This window comes from Stutzerimonas zhaodongensis, from assembly GCF_003696365.1.
GTDB classification, from domain to species: domain Bacteria; phylum Pseudomonadota; class Gammaproteobacteria; order Pseudomonadales; family Pseudomonadaceae; genus Stutzerimonas; species Stutzerimonas zhaodongensis.
The window spans coordinates 899,619-922,776 of sequence record NZ_RFFM01000002.1 but is presented as its reverse complement, the minus strand read 5'-3'; the positions used below and the strand labels follow the sequence as shown (position 1 = coordinate 922,776).

Below are 23,158 nucleotides of genomic sequence, written 5' to 3'. Positions count from 1 at the left end.
GCGTGGGGCTGAAATGAAACGGGGCGCCGTAGCGCCCCGTTCGGGATCAGGAACCGATCTGCTTTTCCTTGATCTCCGCCAGCGTCTTGCAGTCGATGCACAGCGTGGCAGTGGGGCGGGCTTCGAGACGGCGGATGCCAATCTCGACGCCGCAGGAATCGCACCAACCGTATTCGTTGTCTTCGATCAGCTGCAGCGTCTCGTCGATCTTCTTGATCAGCTTGCGCTCGCGATCGCGGGCGCGCAGTTCCAGGCTGAATTCTTCTTCCTGGCTGGCGCGGTCTGCTGGATCGGGGAAGTTGGCGGCTTCGTCCTGCATGTGGTGCACGGTGCGATCGACTTCCTCCATCAGCTCCAGCTTCCACTTATTGAGGATGCCGCTGAAATGAGCGCGCATGTTGTCGCTCATGTATTCCTCGCCCTTGGACTCTTTATAGGGCACGAAGGCGCGAATCAGTTGGTTGCTGTTTGTCGTTTTGGTAATGGGCATGGATGAACGCCTCTCGCTATGTCCATTGCGCAGGATAGTGAATCCCTCTGCCGGCCCGTGCCGGCCCTGCGGCTGCAAGCGGGCGAACTTACCAGATCGTATCGGGGTGCGCTACTCCCGAATATCACGGTGGCTGCGGTGTCAGAGGGACCTTCGGTAGAATTCACGCTTTGTACTCATCAGGAAGGTCAGATGACCTCGTCATATAGCGCGCGTAGCCGTGCAATCGAACCCTTTCATGTCATGGCGTTGCTGGCTCGGGCCAACGAACTTCAGGCATCGGGACGTGATGTGATTCACCTTGAAATCGGTGAGCCGGACTTCACTACCGCTGCGCCCATCGTAGCGGCCGGTCAGGCTGCCCTCGCGGCGGGCCATACCCGCTACACCGCCGCCCGTGGCCTGCCGCAACTACGCGAAGCGATTGCCGGTTTTTACGCCGCACGATATCAACTGTCTATTGACCCCGAACGGGTCCTGATTACTCCCGGCGGATCCGGTGCGCTTCTTCTGGCCAGCAGCTTGTTGGTCGACCCCGGCAAGCACTGGCTGCTGGCGGACCCTGGTTACCCGTGCAATCGACACTTTCTGCGGCTGATCGAGGGCGCCGCACAGTTGGTGCCAGTTGGCCCGGAGGTGCGCTATCAGCTCAACGCTGAGCTGGTTGAGCGTTACTGGGACAAGGACAGCGTTGGCGCTTTGGTCGCCTCGCCGGCCAATCCCACCGGGACTCTGCTGCAGCGCGATGAGCTGGCGAGCCTTTCGGGGGCGCTCAAGGAGCGAGGCGGGCATCTGGTGGTGGATGAGATCTATCACGGCCTGACCTACGGAACCGATGCCGCGAGCGTGCTCGAAGTTGACGAGTCGGCCTTCGTGCTCAACAGTTTCTCGAAATATTTCGGCATGACGGGCTGGCGTCTCGGTTGGCTGGTCGCGCCGCCGGAGGCTGTGAGCGAACTGGAGAAGCTCGCGCAGAATCTCTACATCAGTGCGCCGACCATGGCCCAGCACGCGGCTCTGGCGTGCTTCGAGCCGGCCACGCTGGAGATCCTCGAGGCCCGTAGAGGCGAGTTTGCCAAACGCCGGGACTTCCTGTTGCCAGCGCTGCGCGAGCTTGGTTTCGGTATAGCCGTTGAGCCTGAGGGTGCCTTCTATCTGTATGCGGACATCAGCGCCTTTGGCGGAGACGCGTACACCTTTTGCCAACACATGCTGGAAACCGAGTTCGTCGCGATCACTCCGGGTTTGGATTTCGGTCGTTACCAGGCTGGGCATCATGTGCGGTTCGCTTACACCCAGGGTCTGCCGCGGCTCGAGCAGGCGATCGAGCGGATCGCTCGCGGTTTGCAGAGCTGGACAGGCTGATGCGCTTCGTCACTCCGTTGGAGCAGGGCACGTTAGTGCGGCGTTACAAGCGTTTTCTTGCCGACATCGTCACCGATGCCGGCGAGGCGCTTTGCATTCACTGCCCCAACACTGGCTCGATGCTCAATTGCATGGGCGAGGGCGCACGCGTCTGGTTTCTGCGCAACAGCGACCCCAAGCGCAAACTGCCCGGGACCTGGGAATTGGTTGAAACACCGCAGGGGCGGCTCGCTTGCGTTAACACGGCCAGAGCCAATCGCTTGGTGGAAGAGGCACTGCTGGCTGGTGTTATCGAAGAGTTGAACGGCTTTACCGCACTCAAGCGAGAGGTGGCCTATGGCGTGGAAAACAGTCGTGTGGACTTTCGCTTGGACTATCCGCTCGGGTCGGCCTTCGTCGAAGTCAAAAGCGTGACCCTTGGATTTGGTGATACGGCGGTAGCCGCCTTTCCCGATGCGGTGACGAGCAGAGGCGCTCGTCATCTGCGCGAATTAGCGGCGCTGGCGCGTGATGGCGTGCGGGCAGTGCAGCTGTATTGCGTGAATCTCACAGGCATCGAAGCTGTTCGCCCTGCCAGCGAAATCGATCCGCTTTATACCGCTGCTTTGCGTGACGCGGTTGAGGCGGGTGTCGAGGTGCTGGCATACGGCGTGGAGTTGTCGCCGGAGGAGATTCGGCTGGTGCGACGTCTACCGGTCATCCTCTAGGCATCGCAGGCTGACCCTTGATACCGGCGGGGCTGACGTTGTCAGCGATTCGCCGGGGTCACCCGCCAGATCACATTGCCTACGTCGTCTGCCACCAACAGAGCGCCGACCTTATCCACGGCGACGCCAACTGGCCTGCCCATCGCCTTGCCATCCTTGCTGAGAAATCCAGTCAGTACATCGTTCGCTGCGCCATCCGGCTTTCCATTGGCGAAGGGTACGAACACCACCTTATAGCCACTGTGGGGTTTGCGATTCCATGAGCCGTGTTGGCCGATGAAGGCGCCGTGGCTGTATCGCTCGGGCAGCAACCCCCCTTCATAGAAGACCAGGCCGAGTGACGCCGTATGGTTACCGAGCGCGTAGTCGGGCACGATGGCCTTTTCCACCAGATCAGGGCGCGGAGGTTTCACTCGACTGTCCACGTGCTGACCGAAGTAGCTGTAAGGCCAGCCGTAGAAGCCACCGTCTTTCACCGAGGTCATGTAGTCGGGGACCAGGTCACTTCCGATCAGATCCCGCTCGTTGACGGTAGTCCACAGCTCTCCGCTGTCCGGCTGCCAAGCCAGCCCGTTTGGGTTGCGCAAGCCAGAGGCGAACAGCCGCAGCGTTCTCCGCTCGGGGTCGACTTCCAAGATTGCCGCGCGATTCTCCTCTGCCTCCATCCCGTTCTCGGCGATGTTGCTGTTGGAGCCGCTGGTGACATACAAACGTGAGCCGTCCGCACTGGCGATCACGTTCTTTGTCCAGTGGTGATTGATCGGCCCGGCGGGCAGGTCGACGACCTTTTCGCCAGCAGCATCGATCCTTGTTATGCCTTCGCGGTAGGGGAAGCGCACCAGCGCATCGGTGTTGGCTATGTACAGCTGGTCGCCGACAAGCGCCATGCCGAACGGGGAGTTCAGGCCGTCTAGAAACACCGTGCGATCTTCAAGCGTACCGTCACCATCGCTGTCACGCAGCAGCGTGATGCGGTTGGCGCTCTTTCCGCCTGATCCTGCCCGGGCCATGATTTTCTTCATGATCCACCCGCGGATGCCCTGGCCATCAGGCTTTGGCGGGGCATCGCTTTCCGCGACCAGAACGTCGCCGTTGGGGAGCACATACAGCCAGCGTGGATGGTCGAGATCGCGGGCGAACGCATGGACTTCCAGCCCCTCAACCGCAAGAGGTTTCATTCCATCAGGCCATCCGACGGCCTTTGCAATGTTTACGGTAGGCACCAGGGTCTCGTTCGGTTCAGGTAGCTTTGGATCCGGGCCATAGCTGGCCTCGGCCGGCAGCTTAGCCATGTCGCCGCAGCCCGCCAGGCTGAGCATGAGAGTACCTGTGGCCAGATGGGCGAAGGGGCTGCGCATGGTCCGTTCCTATTTTGATGAGTCGGGTGCGGCTACTCTGAGCCGTCTTGGTCGCGACCTTTCTTGGTTGTGTGGGCCGATCCGCGTGCTGCGTGCTGCTCCAGTCTGGGCATCAGCATAAAGATGATAAGCGCAAAGGCGGTGGTCATTACCGCAGTGGACTCATGCCCCAGCCCCGCGGCAACGCCTATGGCAGCGGTCAGCCAGATACCGGCGGCAGTGGTGAGGCCTTTGACGTCCTGCACCGAGCTACCTTTGAGAATGGTCCCCGCGCCGAGAAAGCCGATTCCAGTGATGATGCCCTGCATCACCCGTGACAGATCATCGATTTCCATCCCGCCTTCAAGGGGGACAAGGACGAAAAGTGCGGCGCCGAGCGACACCAGCATGTGTGTGCGCAAGCCTGCGGCCTTGCCTTTGAACTCTCGCTCATAGCCAAGTACGCCGCCGAGGAATGCAGCCAGAATCAGTCGCACCGAAACGCGAACGGCATGCTCGAAGTCAGGAATGTCGGAGAATTCCGATGCCACGGTGCGGCTGAATATGTCCCACCATTCCATGCGCTCCTCCCTTTTGCATTCTGCGATGGGCGTTCGCACTTTCGAGTGCCGTCTGGCTTCAGCGGTTCATTCGACCACCCGAAAACGAAGCATGCCGATCATCTGCCCGGCTTCGGTGACCACTCGCACACGCCACCGGCCCTCGGCATGCTCCGGGAAATTCCGCTTGTGCGTCCATGCACGATAGCCCGCTTCGCGACCACCGCTGATGTCAAGCGGAATGCGGTCGACCCGTCGGCCGTTGTGCGTCCACTCATGGTAGATCCGCTCTTTCAAGCCCCGCGGCGCGTTGATTGCTGTAAACGCATAAAGGCCATTGCCATGCAGTTGCTGATTGGTCAGCTGGCGCAGGCGATTGCCGGGTTTGCGAGAGGCATCGTCAAGGGTGGTGGTAACGGCCACGTCCGTCAGCCATAGCGTCGCTGGTGGCACCCAGGTGCGCCCCATCCAGCCTGCAACCCCAACCACAGATGCGAGGGCCAACATGCCCAATACACTTCTCCAATTCCAGGTTGCAAACAGCCCGCTGAGGCTCGGCAGTGCAAGCGCTACGGCGATACCCAATGCCAATTGATAACTCTGCGGCGTGGTCAGGTGAAAGATGATCGGCAGGGCCGTGAGCAGCACGGCAAACAGTGTCAGGGCGTGGAACGACAGGTAGACCCAGCGGCGTGGTGCAAGCCACTTGTAGTAGAGCGGATCGACAAGCGATATCAGCGCTGCGACGCCCAGCAGGACGGTGAATACGGACTGGCCACTGTTCCAGGTGGTGGTGATGAAAAAGAACGGGATGATGAAGAACAGGCTTTCCTGATGCACCATCTGCGTCACGTAGCGCAGCAGAGGTGGTGGTACTTTCCACCCGAACCAGCGTTCAAGGCCTAGACGCAGGCTATTTTCCAGCATCAGCCATAGCCAGCTGACCAGCATGATCACCGCAATGACTTTCGCCAGACCAGCGTGACGCTCCACCAGTACGAAGCTGGCAATACCCGAACAGAAACCAAAGAGGGCGACGGTGCCGGGATATCGGCGAATCAATCTTGAAACCAAGTCAACGAGGGAGGATATCCGCGATTTCAGCAGCATCAAATGTTCACGTAAGAAGAAGATAGGGTGTGGCGCAAGGGCTCACCTCGGGCTACATGGTTTGATCTGTCGGTAGCAGCTATTCGTGAGGTGTCACATTGTCGGATGTGCTGCCGGCTTGAGCCGGCAGCGCTGGCGGTTAATCGAGTACCGGAACTATTTCAGGCATTGCCGAGGAATGGTGGCTGGTTATCAGCCATTGATCCTTCTCCGGATACCACTTGTAGGTAAAGGTATAGCGTGCCCTCACTTCGTTACCGTCAGCGAAGGAGAAGGTATAGATCCCGGCATCAACTGCGGTATTGCAATCGATCTGGATCATCCTCTCATCGACACTGCCGCTGGGTTTCTTTTCCAGAAAGTGGACGAAGTAATCCTGTTTCTCCTCTGCGGTACGTCGGGGCAGGTTCGACAAGGTGGGCAGCAGTATCGACTCCTTGGCATAGTTCTCTACCACTTGCTTAGGATCGCCGCTGGCCAAGTCTTCGTTCCAACGTTGAAAGAGTGCAGACACCTGCGCTTCATCCACAGCCCGGCACTGCTCGGTGCCCTCTGCCGCGTGGAGCGAAAATGAGACCGTACTGGCACCGGCCAGCAACAATGCGAGTGAGTACTTCATGGCAATCCCCTTTGTTTTGAAAGAAACAGCGCGCGAGCGCACCGGCGATGGGCATTCGCCGATTGCCTGTTTCGACCATGGGATAGAGGTGCGATTCGTCGCGTTAGACGGGCGGTTTGCTTGGAGGGTGGCTTGTCAGTGCGCGTTCGATGGCGGCGCATACCTCATCGTAGGCCCTGGCGGTTTCAGGCTTCAGACGCACCAGAGGCAAGCTTACCGTCTGGCATAGCTCGTCGAGGAAGGCATTGGCTTCGGTTGCCGGCTCCATCTCGACCGCGCAAAGGGGGTCCAGAGTTTCGGGATGACATAGCAGGAAATCGAAGCGGGCCGCGGATATCCGATTGTGCGCTCGGTACCAAGGCGCCCGCCTCGGAATAGCAGTCACTTCGATCACATCAGCGAGTCGCACCTTGGAAAGAATCCGGTATTCGTTCCCCACTGCCTGTTGCAGCAGACCTAGCAGGTTGCGCTCCTCCGCTTCGAAGAAGGGCTTCTTGAGTTGGTAAGGCATGCGCAACGCGGGGTGGTTGTACTGACGTTGCTTGATGAAGAACACCAGCGAAAAGCAGATGAATGCAGCCAGGACCAATCCTAGAAATGCCATCATCGGGTAGCGATCCTTGACAGGTTGAGCGAGCGATTCCTGTTACATGGCGGGTGAGTAGCAGGCATGAGATCTCCGCGTACCAGATATGGTCGACAGATATTTGGAGCAAATCCTGAGGGTAGAGTTCGGCATCCTTCAATTCTCCCCCAAGTAGGCCAGGAATATAGGAGTAGGCAAGAGATGTCAGTTATCCCAGATTGCTGTGGGTCAGCCTGTGGATAAGCGATGTACTGATGTCTCTACGCCCTGAAAGACCAGCCTTAGCGGGCGCTGAGCAAATTTTATACAAGCCTGATGAAATAGATTTCGGTCGCCCATGACCTAGATCTGTCAACCGTTAATCACTGATTTAAATAGATTATTTTAAGCGAGACCGAGCCGTCGCTGTTATCCACGGATGCTGTGGAAGGTGTTGTGGATAACAAGCGGTGAACTGCCCCAAAGGTGCGTCAACCCTGGCTTACACAGAAGTGGCCATATTTTGATCAACTTGCGATGTGGGGATGTGGGGTTATTTGATAGCGAATCCACATCAAGCATTGTCCCGTCGCCACGCTAAAGAGTGGGATGGCTTGTTCGTTGGTAGCAGTGCTGTGAGCTAAGCGCCTCGCTGGCATTTGTGGCGCCGTTTCCGCATCTTTCCAGAAGCACATGCAGTTATCCCCGTCCGCTGTGCAACGACCTGTGGATAAGCTCTTAAGACATTGCGGTAGACCGCTAGCGACCTGCTCTCCAGGACGTTGTATGAATCTTGATCAATAGTTTGTCCGACGATTTGAACCGCTTGATATAAAAGCAAAAAGCGTAGAGATGACCGCCGCCGAGCTCCATAACATGTGTTTATGTTGTTTTCCAAGATAGCTGTGGAGCGCTTTGTGGATAACATGGGGAGATAAGTCGTCGGGCGTTTGACTGCGCGGCGCTTAGCTCTTTGGTTAAAAACTGATCAATGATGTCAGCGTCAATCCTGCGATCGCTCACGACAGCATCCCTCGGCATCCGAGCGGATGCCGGCATGATGGACTCGGTCAGTCGTCAGGGCTTACCAAACCCTTGCGCAGCGCGTAAAGGACCAGCGACGGCACGTCTCTGAGATTGAGGCGATCCATTATCTGGGCTCGATGGGCATCAACTGTCTTTACGCTCAGACCCAGACCGCCGGCAATATCCCTTGTGGAGACACCCCGCACGATCAGGCGCAGTATTTCCACCTGACGTGGCGTCAAGGCTGGGGCGTTGGGTATTTCGCGTGGGCCGCCTTCTATCACGGCCGACTGTATGACTGTCTGGGCAATGCCCGGGCTTAGATATGACTCGTTGCGAGACAAGGCCCTGAGGGCCATCTCCAGTTCCTGAGCGGCTGCATCCTTGAGCAGGTAACCACTGGCACCCAGGCGCAGGGCCTGCAATACATAGTCGGCTGTTGTATGCATCGACAGAATGAGGATCTGCACATTGGGAAATTCGGCGCGCCACTGACGCAGAACGTCCAGGCCGCTCATGTGCTTCATGCTGATATCCAGGAGCAGAATATCCGGATTACATTCGGTCAGGATGGCGTGAACCTCGCTCCCGTCCTCGCCCTCTGCTACTACCTCATACCCAGGCTGGTCTTGTACCAGCGCCCGCAGGCCCGCCCTGACCAGTCCATGATCGTCGATCAGTGCTACCCGTTTCATCTTCGTACTCCATTGTGCGGGGGCGTGTCCGGTATCGGCAGTCTCACCGTCACCCGCGTGCCGCCCCCGCTGAGGCTTGCAATGTTGACTTCTCCGCTTAACGCTGCGGCGCGCTCCTCCATGCTGGTCAGGCCCAGACTCTGCGCCCGTGCGCGCGCCGCTAGATAGTCGAAACCAATTCCATCGTCGACAATTTCGACGCGCAGCGCCGTGTCGGTGCGACAGATTCGCACGTTTACCGTGCCGGCACGCGCATGACGGGCGACGTTGTTCACCGCTTCCTGGATGATTCGGAACGCAACTAGCGCGATATCGGGAGAAAGGTCGACCGTTTCACCGTCGAGCTTAAGCGACCAGCGCGTTTGTCCCGCCTCAAGAAAGCGTGACAGGTGCCAGTGGACAGCGGCTTGCAGTCCCAGTGTTTCAAGCTGCAGGGGGTGCAGCGCCAGCGACAGGCTGCGTACCTTGTTCAGTGCCTCGTCCACGGCCTCGGTCAGCTGGCCGACCAGGGACGCCAGCGATGGCTCATGTGACAGCGACCCCTCCAGGCGCTGCAGGTGCAGTTTCAGGCCGGTGAGTTGCTGCCCGATATCGTCGTGCAGGTCCCTCGCCAGTTGGCGACATTGGGCTTCCTGCACTTCCATCAAGCGCTGCGAGAGATGCTGTAGTCGTTGGTTGGCCTGTTCGAGCTCCAGCCGTATCCGCTCCGACTCGCTGATATCACGCACCATGAGCAGCACGTCATGGTGCCCATCGTTTTCCAGCAATATCTCAGTTACCTCTGCCTGAAAAGGACTGCCATCCAGACGTTGGAGCGTGACGTGCCGAAAGCGCGCCGCATCGATGAGGCCATGCTGCAGCTGTCGTATCCGCTCGGATTCCTCAAATAGGAGCGAGATATGGAAGTACTGATCGAGTTCCCGTGACGCCGACATCATCGTATGCGCGGGGTTGAAAATCGCGCACGCTGCAGCATTGCTGTAGTGCACTCGCCCATCGCGGATGATGACAACCCCCTCAGGCAGACTGGCAATCATGCGCTCGTAAGCCCCCTGTTTGGTATCGCGCGTTTGCGGTACGGGGAGTGGGCCTATGGGGCTTGATGGTGGAGGTTTATGACCTGCCACTGCTTCTCGGTGCTCGGGTATGCGTTGCATGCAGGCGTACGCGGCTATCCACATCGCGCTGGTGGAAAGCACCGGCAAAGCCAATAGCAGTACGGGCATTGCATCTGATGTGCGCGCGCCGACGAGCACCCATCCAACTAGAAGCGCGACCGCATGGAGCGAAGCTATACCCCACGGAAACCACCGCAACAGGCGGCGGGAAGCGCTCATAGGTCCAGCTACATCGGGAGCACGCACCGTCATTGGAAGACTTTCACCTGCAAGCTGTGGCATCTGGTAAGCGACTGCGCCTTATCGGTGTTATGCGACGGCTCTATTCAGCCTAGTCGGCAGGGCAGTACCCGCAACCCTGCCTTGAATCAGCCAGTCCCGCGGGACCGGCACCGACGACGAAAACTTTAGCCTTATGACACCCTACGGCGCCCTAGGGTTTTGCCTGATACCGCCAGTAACGTGTCGCCCCTATCGTGCCGGCCATTCGACTCTCCGCCGCGAGGCCGCACCGTGTTTGCATACACAGCACTTTGGATTGGAATAGCCGCCGGGCTCGCAGGCCTCGCGCTGGGCTCCCCATGGATTGCGGGGGGTGGCAGCGCTGTCTGCATCGCCTCCGCCTTGTTCCTGAAGCCGCAAGCATCCGGCGTACGGGAAAGCGTCTCGCCTGTGGCGGCACAGTCTGTCGCCATGCCGTCCGTCGAACCGCTGCTCAGTGCGGTCCTGCCGACGTGGGACAAGAACATCGGCCAAGTCCGCGACATCCAGCAGAACAGCGTGCGCCAGTTGTTCGACCATTTCGCCGGGTTGTCTGCTCGCCTTAGCCAGACACTCAGCAATTCGGACAACGTTATCGGCGGCGACGGCATGGCCAACAGCCTGCGCCAGGCGCAGACCCGGCTGAACGAAGTCACCTCGGCGTTTCATTCCGCCAGCGGACGCAAGGCAGAACTGCTGGGCACCATTAGCGACCTCAACAACTACGCCAGTGAGCTGCAGGCAATGGCAAAGCATGTGCAAGACATTGCCAGCCAGACCAACCTGCTGGCGCTGAATGCTGCCATCGAAGCTGCCCGTGCCGGCGATTACGGACGTGGGTTCTCCGTCGTGGCTGACGAGGTCCGCAAGTTGTCGACCCTATCAGCCGAGACAGGCCATCGGATGGGCAGCAAAGTCAGTGAAATCAATCAGGCGATTCGGGCGACCGTGACTGCAGCCGATGAGCTGACGACCAGCGAGCGAGACAACCTGAGCTATCTCGACACCGTTGCTGGCGACGTCATGCATGGCCTGGGACAAAGCCTCAATGAGCTGTCGGTTACTTCGCTGCAGCTGCAGCAGGAGACCCGCGTCACGCAGGGGACCATCGAGGAAATCGTTGTCAGCCTGCAGTTTCAGGATCGCACAGACCAAATGCTCGACCACTTGCAGCACGACATGCAGCGGCTCGATCAGGCGGTGCGCACCGGTGACGACTGCGTGAACGACCCACAGCGTTGGTTGCGAGAGTTACACCAACACTTCACTACCGACGAGGAGCGCCACGGCAAAGCCCGTAGCAAGAGCTCCAGCGATGACGTGACCTTTTTCTGATTCAACAGGAGCTTCATACATGGCCAAGACCATTCTGATCGTCGACGACTCGCTCTCCATGCGCCAGCTGGTGAAGATGACCCTTTCCGGCGCGGGCCATCAAGTCATCGAGGCCGTAGATGGCAAGGACGCGTTGACCAAACTCAACGGGCAGAAAATCAATCTGATCATCAGCGACGTCAACATGCCCAATCTGGATGGCATCGGCCTGGTGAAAGCGGTCAAGGCCAATGCGGCCTATCGATTCACGCCCATCGTCATGCTTACCACTGAAAGTGAGCAGGGCAAGAAGGCCGAAGGGCAGGCAGCAGGCGCCAAGGCCTGGATCGTCAAGCCGTTCCAGCCGCAGCAGCTGCTGACCGCGGTCGACAAGCTGGTCGGCTGACATGCTCGAACTTACCTATGACCGCAGCGTTGTTCCAGCCAGGCTCGTCCTGACTGGCAGCCTGACCATCTACGAGGTCGGTGAGGCCCACGTGACTCTGCTGAAAATGCTCGAGAAGGCGGATGCGAGCCCGTGCGTGCTCGATCTCGAAGCGCTCGAAGAGCTCGATACCGCGGGCGCGCAGCTGTTGCTTGCCGCCCAACGCCATTTCGAAAAGGCCGGTGGCAGCCTGAAGACGCATGCCCCGACTGCGCCGGTGACCGAGGTGATCGAACTGTTGCGCCTGAAGTCGCTTTACCCCGACGTACTACCGGCCCATCGCTGAAGGGAGACCGTGATGCTTGATGGCGAACAATGGAGTCAGCTGTTGCTGAGCTTTGTCGAGGAGGCCCGTGATCTGGCCAAGCAGGCAGAAGAGTACCTGCTGCAGCTCGATCAAATTCCCAACGACGAGCAGGCCATCAATGGTCTATTCCGGGCGATGCACACACTCAAGGGCTCGGCTGGGCTGTTCTCGCTTGGCCCGCTGGTGAGCTTTACCCATCATTTGGAAAACCTGTTGATGGCAGTGCGTGACGGTGCGCAAAGCCTCTCTCCAGATCTTATCTCGCTGATGCTGCGCTGCCTGGACGAAGTCAGCGCCATGATCGAGCTGATCGACACCGACAAGGGCGAGCTGCTGGTTGACGATAGCCGTCAGCAGCCGCTTCTGGCCGAGCTCGCCAGTTGCACTGGCGCCGCAGCACAGGCGACCCATATTCCGGTCGTTATGCTGCCTGAACAATCTTGCGGTACGCGCGGACTTCTGGAGCGCTGCGCCACCTGTGATGCTGACGGGGCCTGGCACATTTCATTGCGTTTCCATGCCGATCTGCTGAGAAACGGATTTGAGCCTAGCTCGTTCGTTCGTTACCTCAGCCGCCTCGGCGACATCCTGCATCTGGAGACGGTTAGCCAGTCCCTGCCGTCATTGGCTGATCTGCAACCTGAGACCTGCTACCTCGGGCTGGAAATCGCACTCTGTACGCCGGCTGGAAAGGCCGAGATCGAAGAGGTTTTCGAGTTCATCGAAGACTTCTGCACCCTGCGGATTCTCCCTCCGACAAGCGCCCTTGAGGATTACCTGCAGCTCATTCATGAGCTGCCGGAAACCGATGCGCAGATTGGCCGGATTCTCGTCGCCAGCGGCCTGTTGACCGAGCGAGAACTCGAAGAAGGGCTGGCGCTGCAGGCAGCCGAAAGTGCGCAGGTCAAGCCGCCATTGGGTACGGTGCTGGTGAACGAAGGGCTGGTAGCACCACAAGTGGTCAATGCAGCGTTGGCCAAGCAACAGGTTGCCCGCGAAAAGCGCAGCCAGGAAAACAGCCAGATCCGTGTGGCTGCAAACAAGCTGGACGAACTCATCAATTTGGTTGGCGAGTTGGTCATCAGCGCTGCCGGTGCACAGCTACGTGCGCGCGCTCACGGCGATGCCAGCTGTATCGAAAGCACTCAAACGGTCAACCAGCATGTGGAGTTGATCCGCGAGGCAGCGCTGAAGCTGCGCATGATCGAGATTGGCGACACTTTCAACCGCTTCCAGCGCGTGGTGCGCGATGTAAGCCAGCAACTGGGTAAGGACATCCGGCTGGAGATCCGCGGCGCCGACACCGAACTGGACAAGGCGGTAATCGACAAGCTAGCCGATCCGTTGACCCACTTGGTACGCAACGCGATCGACCATGGCATCGAATCGGCTGAGGGCCGGGTCGCAGCCGGCAAACCCGTCGAGGGCAACCTCCGACTGAACGCCTATCACGAGTCGGGCATGATCGTGATCGAAGTCGCTGATGACGGGCGCGGCCTCAACACAGCGCGTATTCGTGATAAGGCGATCGCGCGCGGCCTGATCGATGCGCAGGCAAACCTGCCCGAACAGGATATCCAGGCGCTCATTTTTGCAGCCGGTTTTTCTACCGCAGAAAGCGTTTCCGACTTATCCGGTCGGGGGGTGGGGCTGGATGTGGTGAGCAGCGCCATCGATGCGCTACGCGGCACCATCGAGATCGACTCCCGTGAAGGACAGGGGTGTACGTTCCGTATTCGTCTGCCACTGACGCTGGCGATCATTGACGGCTTCCTAGTCAGCCTCAACGACGACTATTTCGTCATTCCGCTGGATATGGTCACCGAATGTCTGGAGATGGACGCCGAACAGCTGAGTTCAGGCGCCTACGGCTACCTCAATCTGCGCGGCAAGCCGCTGCCCTGCCTCTCTCTTGCAGCCCACTTCAACCTGCCAGAAAGCCACGGCAAGCGCCGCAACATCATTGTCGTCAGCCAGGGGCGCCAACAGGCCGGGCTGATCGTCGATCACCTTCACGGTGAACTGCAAACCGTCATCAAGCCTCTCGGGCAGCTATTCCAGCACCTGCAAGGCATTGGTGGCTCCACCATTCTTGGAACGGGGCAAGTCGCCCTGATCCTGGATATTCCCAGTCTGTTCCGTTACCTGCAAAACCACGTCGACGCGAGTCCTGCTGCCCAGCGCATCAGTCAATCCCGCCAGGACCTCGCAGGCCAGTAAGGAGAAACACCATGAAATTGTTCGGTAACTTCAAAATAGGGGCCCGCCTGATCGCTGGCTTCCTGGTGGTGGTGGCGCTGACGGTCACCGTGGGCCTTTTGGGTATTCGCAACCTTGCCCACGTCAACGAACTGTCCGACCAGATGTATGACCGCGAGCTGATCGCGTTGAACAATATCCAGTCGGCCAATGTGCAGCTGATCTACGTCGGTCGTGGCTTGCGTTCGAGCATGCTTGCCACGAGTCTGGACGAGCGTGATTACGCCATTCGGCAGACCCGCGCCGCGATCAGCAAGATGTACGAGTACATCGAGCTCACCCGCCCTAGCTTCGTGACCGCCGAAGGAATCGCCCAGTTCGAAGCGCTCAGCGAGCCTATGGCCGCCTATGTACAGATCGTCGAGCAGGTGCTCAAGCTGCGTGAGGCATCCAGCGAGGTGCGCTCGGCCGACGAGCTATCGGTGATGCTGCCGCAACTGCGTGAAACCGGTAACAAGGCCGACGACCTGCTGACCGCACTGGTCGAGCGCAAGGTCTCGCGTGCCAAAGAGGCTAACGAGGAGATCACCGACATCTATCTGAGTTCGCGAACCCAGATGATCGCACTGGTAATCATCGCCGCCGTGTTGGGCTTCGGCATCGGCATTCTGGTCACCCGTAGCATTACCCGGCCGCTGAACCGCGCTGTATCGGTCGCCGATTCGCTCGCCGCCGGCGACCTGGGTATCGAGGTCGAGGTCAACAGCAAGGACGAAACCGGTCAGCTGCTCAACGCCATGAAAAACATGACTGAGCGCCTGCGCAGTGTAATGGGCGATGTCCGCAGCGCTGCCGATTCCCTGTCCTCGGCCTCCGAGGAAGTCAGCGCCACCTCTCAATCGCTGAGCCAGGCAGCCAGCGAGCAAGCGGCCGGCGTAGAAGAGACCACGGCCTCGGTTGAGCAGATGTCGGCGTCGATTGCGCAGAACACCGAAAGCGCCAAGATCACCGACAGCATTGCCGGCAAGGCAGCCAACGATGCGGTAGCCGGCGGCCGTGCGGTGCGTGACATGGTGGTTGCCATGAAGCAGATCGCCGACAAGATCGGCATCATCGACGACATCGCCTACCAGACCAATCTGCTGGCGCTCAACGCAGCCATCGAGGCAGCGCGTGCCGGTGACCATGGCAAAGGCTTCGCAGTAGTAGCCGCCGAGGTGCGCAAGCTGGCAGAGCGCAGCCAAGTCGCTGCGCAGGAGATTGGTGGTGTAGCGGGCAGCAGCGTACAGCTGGCCGAGCAGGCCGGGCGCCTGCTGGACGATATCGTGCCTAACATCCAGAAGACCTCCGACCTGGTGCAGGAGATCACCGCGGCTTCGCAGGAGCAGAGTACCGGCGCAGGCCAGATCAACATTGCCATGGGCCAGATGAATCAGATCACCCAGCAGAACGCCTCGGCGTCCGAAGAGCTTGCCGCCACCTCCGAGGAGATGAACGCCCAGGCCTCGCAACTGCTGGAGCTGATCAGCTTCTTCCGTCTGGATGCACGTGATGTCGCCCCGCAGAGCCTCGGTCGCCAGCCGCAAGCTCCCAGTGCTAAACCCAGCGGTAACCGCTCTGTACGTAGCCCACGCAAGCCGACCGTCATGGCTGACGACGGTCAGTTCGTCAGCTTCACATAAGGAGGCGCAGATGAACCTTCCACAGGTAAGCGGTGCCGTCAGCACCGCGCCGGCCGACATCCAGCACCTGTCGTTCCGGGTTCGCCAGGCTCGCTATGCGCTGCCCATCGAGCTGGTACGGGAGATCATCGAGTACGGGCAGATCACGAGTGTGCCGATGATGCCGGCGTGCATCCACGGGGTCATCAACCTGCGTGGCAACGTCGTTCCGGTGCTGGACCTGGCCGCGCGCTTCGGTATGGAGCGCACGGTGCCGAGCAAGCGAACCTGCATCGTCATCATCGAGCTGGAACTGAACGAATCGCTGCAACGCATCGGCCTGGTGGTCGATGCGGTTGACGCGGTGCTCGACATCCAGGCCGCCGACGTCGAACCCGCGCCGGGATTCGGCGCCGGGATTCGCACGGAGTTCATCGCCGGTATGGCGCGTGACGAACGCGGCTTCACCATTATTCTGGACGTGCGCAAGGTGTTGTCGTTGGACGACATCCTGCAGATCAGCCAGGCGATGGCGCAGGCAAGCTGAGGATGTCGGCGTCGAGCCTACCGGTCCTGGGCGACCAGGAGTTCCGCTTTCTGCAGCAACTGATGGTCGAGGCGTCTGGCATCCATCTGAGCGATAGCAAGCGGCCATTGGTCGCCGGTCGACTGATGCGCCGGCTAAGGGCCCTGAACCTACGCAGCTATGGCGAATACCTGATGCTGCTCAAGGACCCAACGAAGCAGGCTGAGCAGCGCCTGGTCATCGATCTGCTGACTACCAACGAAACCTACTTTTTCCGTGAGCCGCAGCATTTCCAGTTTCTGGCCCGCTGGCTGGATGGCAGGCGTGGACCGTTACGCCTGTGGAGCGCAGCCTCCTCATCAGGCGAGGAGCCTTACACGCTGGCAATGATACTGGCTGAGCATGGGCCAGCGGAGTGGTCGATTCTAGGCAGCGACCTCAGCCGCACGGTTCTGGAAAAGGCCGAGGCGGCCATCTACCCGCTGGACGAGTCGAGCGACTTTCCGCCCGGCTGGCTCAAGCGCCATTGCCTGCGCGGTATCGGCGATCACGAAGGTTTTTTTCGCTTTGGCCAGGGCTTGCGCGAGCGGGTGCGTTTTCGCGAACTCAACCTGATGCGGCCGATGCCCGAGGACATAGGGCGCTTCGACGTGATTTTCCTGCGCAACGTGCTCATCTATTTCAGCGCAGAGGATAAGCGCGCCATCGTCGCCCGCTTGCTCGAGCGCCTGCGCCCTGGCGGCCTTCTGTTCATCGGCCATGCGGAGAGCCTGCATGGCTTCGGGCTGCCATTGCGCAGCGTTGCTTCATCGGTCTTCGAACGCTTATGACTGCGCCACGTTTTCTCCTGCCCGGCGAGTACCTTTTTGGTAAGCACCCGGGGTCTGTGGTCACTCTGCTAGGCTCGTGCGTCGCTATCGTTCTGTGGCATCCGCAGCGTCGCATACTCGCCGTTAGCCACTTCGTCGTGCCGGGCGGCGCCTTCGATCAGAACGACACGCGCAGCGGTGAGGCGGTGTTCCTACTTCTGCAGCAGGATATGGTTCGCCACCGCACGGCGCCCGAGGAGTATCGCAAAGGTATTTATGGTGGCGGCACCTGCCTGCAGCCAGGCCGACCTGGGAGCCTGCAGATAGGGCTGAAAAACATCGCCTTCGCACGGGAGCGGTTCGGTCAGTTCGGCTGGCGTGTCGATGATCAACAACTCGGCGGCATGGGCTATCGGCGATTGACAGTTGATGGCCGGGACGGGCTCCTGGCCTGTCAGTCCTTCACCCCCCCTGAATTGCTCGAGGGCACGGCATGATCAAGGTCTTTATCGTCGATGACTCGGCATTGGTACGTCAGGTCCTGTCAGCGTGCCTGGAGAACCATCCGAATATCGAAGTGATTGGCCAGGCGGCAGATCCTCTTTTTGCGATGGAGAAGATGCAACGAAACTGGCCCGATGTGCTTGTGCTAGACGTGGAAATGCCGCGAATGGACGGTATTACCTTTCTGCGAAAGCTAATGGCTGAACGGCCGACTCCGACGATCATCTGCTCGACGTTGACCGAGGCGGGCGCTGCTATCACGCTCGATGCGCTGTCGGCCGGAGCCGTCGGCGTATTCACCAAGGCCCGGCTGGGGTTGAAGGATAGCCTCCTGCAGCTCTCAGGTGATCTTATCAAGCAGATCCAGCAGGCCGCGGCCACTCGGCCCCGCGTCGCCACGCCGCGCGCCGCCACGCCATCGGTGCCGCGCATGGCAGATTCCGGCAGCAGTACGCTGACTACGACTGACCGGGTAATAGCCCTTGGCACGTCAACCGGCGGCACCCAGGCATTGGAACTGGTGCTCAAACAGCTGCGCGTCGATTCGCCAGGCATCGTGATCGTGCAGCACATGCCGGAGAAATTTACCGCCGCCTTTGCCCAGCGCCTCGACAGCCTCTGCCAGATCGAGGTGCGTGAGGCCAGGCATCTGGATCGCGTGCGTTCGGGGCTGGCCCTGGTGGCCCCTGGTGGCAGGCACATGCAACTCAAACGCAGCGGTGCGCAATATTTCGTCGAGGTACTGGATGGGCCCCCCGTCAATCGGCACAAGCCTTCAGTAGACGTGTTGTTCAGGTCCGTGGCGCGACATGCCGGCCACAACGCGCTGGGCGTGATCATGACCGGAATGGGCGACGACGGAGCACGCGGTCTTTTGGCCATGCGCGAGGCAGGCGGACGTACAGTGGCTCAGGACGAAGCCAGCTGTGTCGTATTCGGAATGCCCAAAGAAGCCCTCCAGCTTGGCGCCGCTCAGTGCACCGAGTCGCTGGAAAACCTGCCTCGTCTGATAACCGATTACGCTCGCGCGCCGCTCGCATGATGGTGCTTGTGATTGGCTAGACGCCGCTGTTTCGGTTGTCAGCGATCTGCTTTGCTGTGAAAAGGGGTGTCTGGGCTAATCTCATGCCCGCTTCCAGCAAACAAGGACAACAGATTGAAAGTCATTCTGAGGGTAGTAGTTGCTGCCATCGTATTGCTCGCCCTGGCCGTCTCGGTGCTTGTGATACGCAATTGGGCGCCGCCACGTCCGGTTGAAAGCCTGACCGAACGCTGGGCCCCCGAGCCTTCCACCTTCATTCCAATTTCTGGCTTGCAGGTCCACATGCGTGATCAAGGTCCGAGTGAGGATCCGGTCCCACTTGTGCTCCTGCACGGTACATCAGCCAGTCTGCATACCTGGGAAGGCGTGGTGGATCGGTTGAGCGAGCAGCGGCGCGTGATCAGCCTGGATTTGCCGGGGTTTGGGCTGACCGGGCCCTTTCCGGACGGCAACTACCGCATGAGTCACTATGTCGAGTTTCTTTCCGCCGTGCTGGATCGCTTGGACGTTGGACGAGCGGTGTTTGTCGGCAACAGCTTTGGCGGCCAGTTGGCCTGGGAAATGGCGCTGGACCAGCCGCAACGTGTGGCGCAGCTGGTGCTGATCGATGCAGCCGGCTATCCCCGTCAGTCGACCTCGGTGCCGCTCGGCTTCAAGCTGGCAGGCATTCCTGCACTGGCTCCGTTGATGGCTAACATCCTGCCGCGCCGGTTGGTCGAATCCAGCACTCGCAGCGTCTATGGTGACCCAGCCAAGGTGACCCCCGAGCTGGTGGATCGCTACTATGAGCTGACCCTGCGTGAAGGGAACCGTGAGGCGCTGCGCGAGCGCTTCAAACAGGTGCCGGCAGTGGACCATTCCAAGCGGATCGCCTCGATCCAGACGCCCACGCTGATCATTTGGGGTGGGCGCGACGGGCTGATCCCGCCACTTAATGCGCGCCGCTTCAACGAGGACATCACAAACAGTCAGCTGGTGATGTTCGACGATCTCGGCCATGTGCCGCAGGAAGAAGATCCGGCACGAGTCGCCGAGGCTATTCAGTCATTTCTGACCGCCCCATGATTCGCGACATCATCCCGCAGCCTTATGCCCGGGCATTCAGTCGTGGCGGTTTGATTGTGGGCGGCTCTGGCCTCGCCGACACTCGCCGCAGTCTTTCGCAACCATTCAATAACAATCTGCTGGAGGAACCTCGATGAGTGAAGCCATTCGCTTTGAAGACAAGGTGGTGATCGTGACCGGTGCCGGTGGTGGCCTCGGCCGCGCGCATGCACTGTTGTTTGCCCGTCACGGCGCGAAGGTCGTGGTCAACGACCTTGGCGGGAGTGCCCAGGGCGAGGGTGCCAATGCCTCAGCGGCTGATCGCGTGGTTGAAGAGATCCGCCAGGCTGGCGGCACCGCAGTTGCCAACCATGATTCGGTGACTGATGGAGACAAGGTCGTTCAGCAGGCGTTGGACAGCTTCGGCCGCATAGATGTGGTGGTCAATAATGCCGGCATCCTGCGCGACAAGACTTTTCACAAGATGGATGACGCCGACTGGGATCTGGTTTACCGGGTCCACGTCGAGGGTGCCTACAAGGTCACCCGGGCCGCCTGGCCCTACATGCGCGAGCAAGCCTATGGCCGGGTTATCTTCACCGCGTCCACGTCCGGTATTTACGGCAACTTCGGCCAGTCCAACTACGGGATGGCCAAGCTGGGCCTGTACGGCCTCACCCGAACCTTGGCGCTGGAAGGGCGCAAGAACAACATCCTGGTCAACGCCATCGCGCCAACCGGCGGCACTCGCATGACCGAAGGCCTGATCCCGCCGCAGGTCTTCGAACAGCTCAAGCCCGAGCTGGTGAGCCCCCTGGTGATCTACCTCGCCAGCGAGCAGTGCCAGGACACATCCGGTTTGTTCGAAGTCGGCGGTGGCTGGATGGGCAAGGTGCGCTGGGAGCGCAGCCTGGGCGCAGGTTTCGATCCGAAGGCCGGATTCGACGCGGAAGATGTCGCGGCCAACTGGCAGCAAATCTGCAATTTCGAGAACGCAGCGCACCCGGCTGACAACATGGAAGCACTGAAGGAAATGATGGCCAATCTGCAGAAGTACGCAGGCTAGGCCTCGACTGGAGGGCGCGCGAAGCGCCCTCATGCTCACGTCAGCGGGTGACGTCGAGCGCGGCTGGGGGTAGCAGGCGCAGCGCTTTCGCCCGCGCCTGGGCAAGATCGCGTACGTGGTAGAGCTGCCCTTCCAGTCTGTGAATGCCGGCCCGGCGCAATTTGAGGCGCAGCCGCGCGGTGCTGCCGCACAGAATCAAGGCAATGCCTTGCTTGCGGTAGTCCAGCAGAACGTTTTCCAGAGCCGCCAGAGCGGTCATGTCCAGCATCGGCACAGCGCTGATATCGACGATCACGATCGACACGTCCGGATTGAATCGTCGCAAAACGCTCAGGGCCTTTTCTGCAGCGCCGAAAAAAAGCGGGCCTCGAATCGCATAGGCCGCCACGTGCTCGGGCAGGTCCTTCAATATCTCGCTCTGGCCTTCTCGCAAGCTGGTCGTGTCGGTCAGTTCACTCATGCGCTTGATGAACAGGCCCGCCGCGAGCAGTAAGCCCACACCTACTGCCAGCACCATATCGAACAGCACGGTCAGCACCAGGCAGGTCAGCAACACCAGGACGTCGCTGCGCGGTGCAATCCGCAGTGTTTTGATCACATGCGGTGCTTCGCTCATGTTCCACGCCACCATCAACAGCAGCGCAGCGAGAGCCGCCATCGGCAAATAGCTGAATAAAGGGGCCAGCCACAGAATGGCAACCAATACGACGCCAGCGTGAATGATTGCCGCCAAAGGAGAAAAGGCACCCGCTCGCACATTGGTGGCCGTACGGGCGATGGCGGCGGTTGCGGTGATGCCGCCGAACAGCGGGGCGACAAGATTGCCGATGCCTTGCCCCAGAAGCTCAGCATTCGGGTCATGGTTGCTGCCGGTCATGCCGTCGGCGACTACTGCGCAAAGCAATGACTCGATGGCGCCCAACATGGCAATGGCGAACGCTGGAGCCAGGAGTTGATGGAACAGCTCAAAACTCAAAACCAGTGGCTGGCCGTCTGGGCCGGGCAACAGCCAGGGCCAGGCGAAGTCAGGAAGAAATGGCGGGATACCGGGATGTGTTACCCCGTCTACCATATAGCTGAAACGTTCGCCCAGTGTGGCAACCGCAAGCCCCGACGACTCGAGCAGCATGCCGGCCATCGCGCCGACGATCAGCGCTACCAGATGCCCCGGCACCTTCGGCACCAGGCGAGGCCAGACGATCAGGACGGTCAGGCAGAGAGCGGCGATCAGCGCATCCCCCAGCTGGGCGCTTGGCAGGGCGCGCACCAGCAGGCCCAACTGTTCCGCATAATGCTGCGGTTGCTCGGTGAGCGTCAGACCAAGCACGTCCTTGAGCTGAAGTGTGGCGATGACGATTCCGATGCCTGCCGTGAACCCCAGCGTGACGGGGTAGGGCACGAAGGCGATTAGCCTGCCTGCGCGTAACAGCCCGAGCGCGATCAGGATCAAGCCGGCCAGCATGGTGCAGAGCAGCAGACCGCCGAGGCCGAACTGCTGTGTGATGGGCAGCAGGATGACCACGAACGCGGCCGTCGGGCCTGATACGTTGAACCTGGAGCCACCCGTCAGCGCAATCAGCGGAGCAGCGACCAGTACGGTATAGAGGCCATGCTGTGGCGCCACGCCGACTGCGATCGCGAGCGCCATGGCCAGCGGGATGGCAATGATGCCCACCGTCAATCCTGCCGTGATGTCGCCCTGCAGCGCTTGGCCTCCATAGCCCGACATCAAGGCCTGACGCCAGGCGGCGAATAGCGGCGGAAGCTTCATGCCAGACACTCCATGTGCGCAAAGCGCCAGTATAAGCACAGGTCTGATGGCGTCGGACCGGCTGAGCGCAACATCCCGGGCAAATCGCGGATTTTCGTGTACGACCTTGGTCGCATCGGCGCCGGACGCGTTGAGTGCGCTCGTCCCGCGGAGTAAACTGCCGCCCCCGTAAGGCCCGTCGGATCGGAGAAACCATGCGCAAAGACAAGCAGAAAGTGATCGGCGAAGAAGTCAGCGATCAGTCGATCAAATTGTTTCTCGAACCGGAGCCGGCTGATGACACACCTCGGTCGCTGCACAAGTTGATCAAGGCTTATCGCGGTCTACGTGTTGATGATTTCGAGCGTTTTCTCGGATTCTTTGTCGAAGCCGGACTGGACCTGAATGCGAAGGACGCCAATGGGCATGACTTCGTCGATTTGATCGCCGATCAGCGCCGGGCCGAGCCCTACATCGAACTGGTTAAAGCCGCCCGCGGCTGACATCGGTCTTGCAATCGGGAATCCCGGGGCTGGTGACACTGCATATAGGCTGAGCAACCGGCGGCCACAATGATTTTCTCGCTGCACGCATCCCGTAGAGCCCAGGCCCGTGGCCCTGCTCCGGGAGGCATCGGA

23 protein-coding genes are annotated in these 23,158 nt (G+C 60.0%); 14 read left to right on the top strand and 9 right to left on the bottom strand.

The features are described 5' to 3' along the window. Positions 1-46 precede the first annotated feature (46 nt). Complete coding sequence (gene dksA / locus EA797_RS12715) at positions 47-490, bottom strand: RNA polymerase-binding protein DksA (RefSeq protein WP_122165683.1); 444 nt, start codon at positions 488-490, stop codon at positions 47-49. Positions 491-682: 192 nt separating this feature from the next. Between dksA and EA797_RS12710 the strand changes: the two genes are divergently transcribed. Together EA797_RS12710 and sfsA are read left to right on the top strand one after the other, a co-directional pair. Further along, complete coding sequence (locus EA797_RS12710; RefSeq protein WP_122165681.1) at positions 683-1,855, top strand: pyridoxal phosphate-dependent aminotransferase; 1,173 nt, start codon at positions 683-685, stop codon at positions 1,853-1,855. Next, complete coding sequence (gene sfsA / locus EA797_RS12705) at positions 1,855-2,562, top strand: DNA/RNA nuclease SfsA (RefSeq protein WP_122165679.1); 708 nt, start codon at positions 1,855-1,857, stop codon at positions 2,560-2,562. The genes EA797_RS12710 and sfsA overlap by 1 nt, the downstream gene beginning before the upstream one ends. 41 nt (positions 2,563-2,603) lie before the next feature. Here the strand turns inward: sfsA and EA797_RS12700 are convergent, their stop codons facing one another. The 7 genes from EA797_RS12700 to EA797_RS12670 all read right to left on the bottom strand — a co-directional run bounded on the left by EA797_RS12700 (position 2,604) and on the right by EA797_RS12670 (position 9,511). Continuing rightward, entirely contained in the window at positions 2,604-3,920 is a 1,317-nt protein-coding gene (locus EA797_RS12700; protein ID WP_122165677.1) for a PQQ-dependent sugar dehydrogenase, read from the bottom strand. 32 nt (positions 3,921-3,952) lie between these two features. Further along, a complete protein-coding gene (locus EA797_RS12695) occupies positions 3,953-4,480 on the bottom strand; it encodes an MgtC/SapB family protein (protein ID WP_122165675.1) in 528 nt (175 codons plus the stop codon). 66 nt (positions 4,481-4,546) lie between these two features. Then, the gene (locus tag EA797_RS12690) at positions 4,547-5,569 is read right to left on the bottom strand and encodes a DUF5924 family protein (RefSeq protein WP_122165673.1); all 1,023 of its coding nucleotides are present in this window, start codon (positions 5,567-5,569) and stop codon (positions 4,547-4,549) included. A 139-nt stretch (positions 5,570-5,708) separates the two neighbouring features. Continuing rightward, entirely contained in the window at positions 5,709-6,188 is a 480-nt protein-coding gene (locus EA797_RS12685) for an SgcJ/EcaC family oxidoreductase (protein ID WP_122165671.1), read from the bottom strand. A gap of 103 nt (positions 6,189-6,291) precedes the next feature. Next, the gene (locus tag EA797_RS12680; protein ID WP_122166307.1) at positions 6,292-6,792 is read right to left on the bottom strand and encodes a DUF2726 domain-containing protein; all 501 of its coding nucleotides are present in this window, start codon (positions 6,790-6,792) and stop codon (positions 6,292-6,294) included. Between the two features lie 1,031 nt (positions 6,793-7,823). After that, on the bottom strand, positions 7,824-8,474 hold the full coding sequence (locus EA797_RS12675) for a response regulator (protein ID WP_122165669.1): 651 nt from the start codon (positions 8,472-8,474) through the stop codon (positions 7,824-7,826). Continuing rightward, a complete protein-coding gene (locus EA797_RS12670; protein WP_208644440.1) occupies positions 8,471-9,511 on the bottom strand; it encodes a sensor histidine kinase in 1,041 nt (346 codons plus the stop codon). The genes EA797_RS12675 and EA797_RS12670 overlap by 4 nt, the downstream gene beginning before the upstream one ends. Before the next feature lie 594 nt (positions 9,512-10,105). Between EA797_RS12670 and EA797_RS12665 the strand changes: the two genes are divergently transcribed. The 11 genes from EA797_RS12665 (at position 10,106) to EA797_RS12615 (ending at position 20,770) form a co-directional block, all read left to right on the top strand. After that, entirely contained in the window at positions 10,106-11,188 is a 1,083-nt protein-coding gene (locus EA797_RS12665; RefSeq protein WP_167468808.1) for a methyl-accepting chemotaxis protein, read from the top strand. Positions 11,189-11,207: 19 nt separating this feature from the next. Beyond that, positions 11,208-11,573 (top strand): response regulator, encoded by a 366-nt coding sequence (locus tag EA797_RS12660; RefSeq protein WP_122165665.1) that lies wholly within the window; start codon positions 11,208-11,210, stop codon positions 11,571-11,573. 1 nt (position 11,574) lies between these two features. After that, complete coding sequence (locus EA797_RS12655) at positions 11,575-11,898, top strand: STAS domain-containing protein (protein ID WP_122165663.1); 324 nt, start codon at positions 11,575-11,577, stop codon at positions 11,896-11,898. A gap of 12 nt (positions 11,899-11,910) precedes the next feature. Next, complete coding sequence (locus tag EA797_RS12650) at positions 11,911-14,139, top strand: chemotaxis protein CheA (RefSeq protein ID WP_122165661.1); 2,229 nt, start codon at positions 11,911-11,913, stop codon at positions 14,137-14,139. A gap of 11 nt (positions 14,140-14,150) precedes the next feature. Further along, positions 14,151-15,800 carry a methyl-accepting chemotaxis protein gene (locus EA797_RS12645; protein WP_122165659.1) on the top strand — a complete coding sequence of 550 codons (1,650 nt, stop codon included), beginning with the start codon at positions 14,151-14,153 and terminating at the stop codon, positions 15,798-15,800. 10 nt (positions 15,801-15,810) lie between these two features. After that, complete coding sequence (locus EA797_RS12640) at positions 15,811-16,326, top strand: chemotaxis protein CheW (RefSeq protein ID WP_122165657.1); 516 nt, start codon at positions 15,811-15,813, stop codon at positions 16,324-16,326. A 2-nt stretch (positions 16,327-16,328) separates the two neighbouring features. Then, a complete protein-coding gene (locus EA797_RS12635) occupies positions 16,329-17,135 on the top strand; it encodes a CheR family methyltransferase (protein ID WP_122165655.1) in 807 nt (268 codons plus the stop codon). After that, the gene (locus tag EA797_RS12630; protein ID WP_122165653.1) at positions 17,132-17,611 is read left to right on the top strand and encodes a chemotaxis protein CheD; all 480 of its coding nucleotides are present in this window, start codon (positions 17,132-17,134) and stop codon (positions 17,609-17,611) included. Before EA797_RS12635 ends, EA797_RS12630 begins: the two co-directional genes overlap by 4 nt. Then, on the top strand, positions 17,608-18,660 hold the full coding sequence (locus tag EA797_RS12625; protein WP_122165651.1) for a protein-glutamate methylesterase/protein-glutamine glutaminase: 1,053 nt from the start codon (positions 17,608-17,610) through the stop codon (positions 18,658-18,660). Before EA797_RS12630 ends, EA797_RS12625 begins: the two co-directional genes overlap by 4 nt. 114 nt (positions 18,661-18,774) lie before the next feature. Beyond that, the gene (locus EA797_RS12620) at positions 18,775-19,725 is read left to right on the top strand and encodes an alpha/beta fold hydrolase (protein WP_122165649.1); all 951 of its coding nucleotides are present in this window, start codon (positions 18,775-18,777) and stop codon (positions 19,723-19,725) included. 133 nt (positions 19,726-19,858) lie between these two features. Beyond that, positions 19,859-20,770: an SDR family oxidoreductase gene (locus EA797_RS12615; protein WP_122165647.1), complete on the top strand. Its 912-nt coding sequence runs from the start codon at positions 19,859-19,861 to the stop codon at positions 20,768-20,770. 40 nt (positions 20,771-20,810) lie between these two features. Here EA797_RS12615 and dauA read toward each other — a convergent pair whose 3' ends face one another. Continuing rightward, positions 20,811-22,541 (bottom strand): C4-dicarboxylic acid transporter DauA, encoded by a 1,731-nt coding sequence (gene dauA, locus EA797_RS12610; protein WP_122165645.1) that lies wholly within the window; start codon positions 22,539-22,541, stop codon positions 20,811-20,813. Between the two features lie 194 nt (positions 22,542-22,735). Here dauA and EA797_RS12605 point away from each other — a divergent pair, with 194 nt between their 5' ends. Next, positions 22,736-23,023, top strand: coding sequence for a PA4642 family protein (locus EA797_RS12605; protein WP_122165643.1), 288 nt, complete (start codon positions 22,736-22,738; stop codon positions 23,021-23,023). The last annotated feature ends 135 nt before the right edge of the window (positions 23,024-23,158 follow it).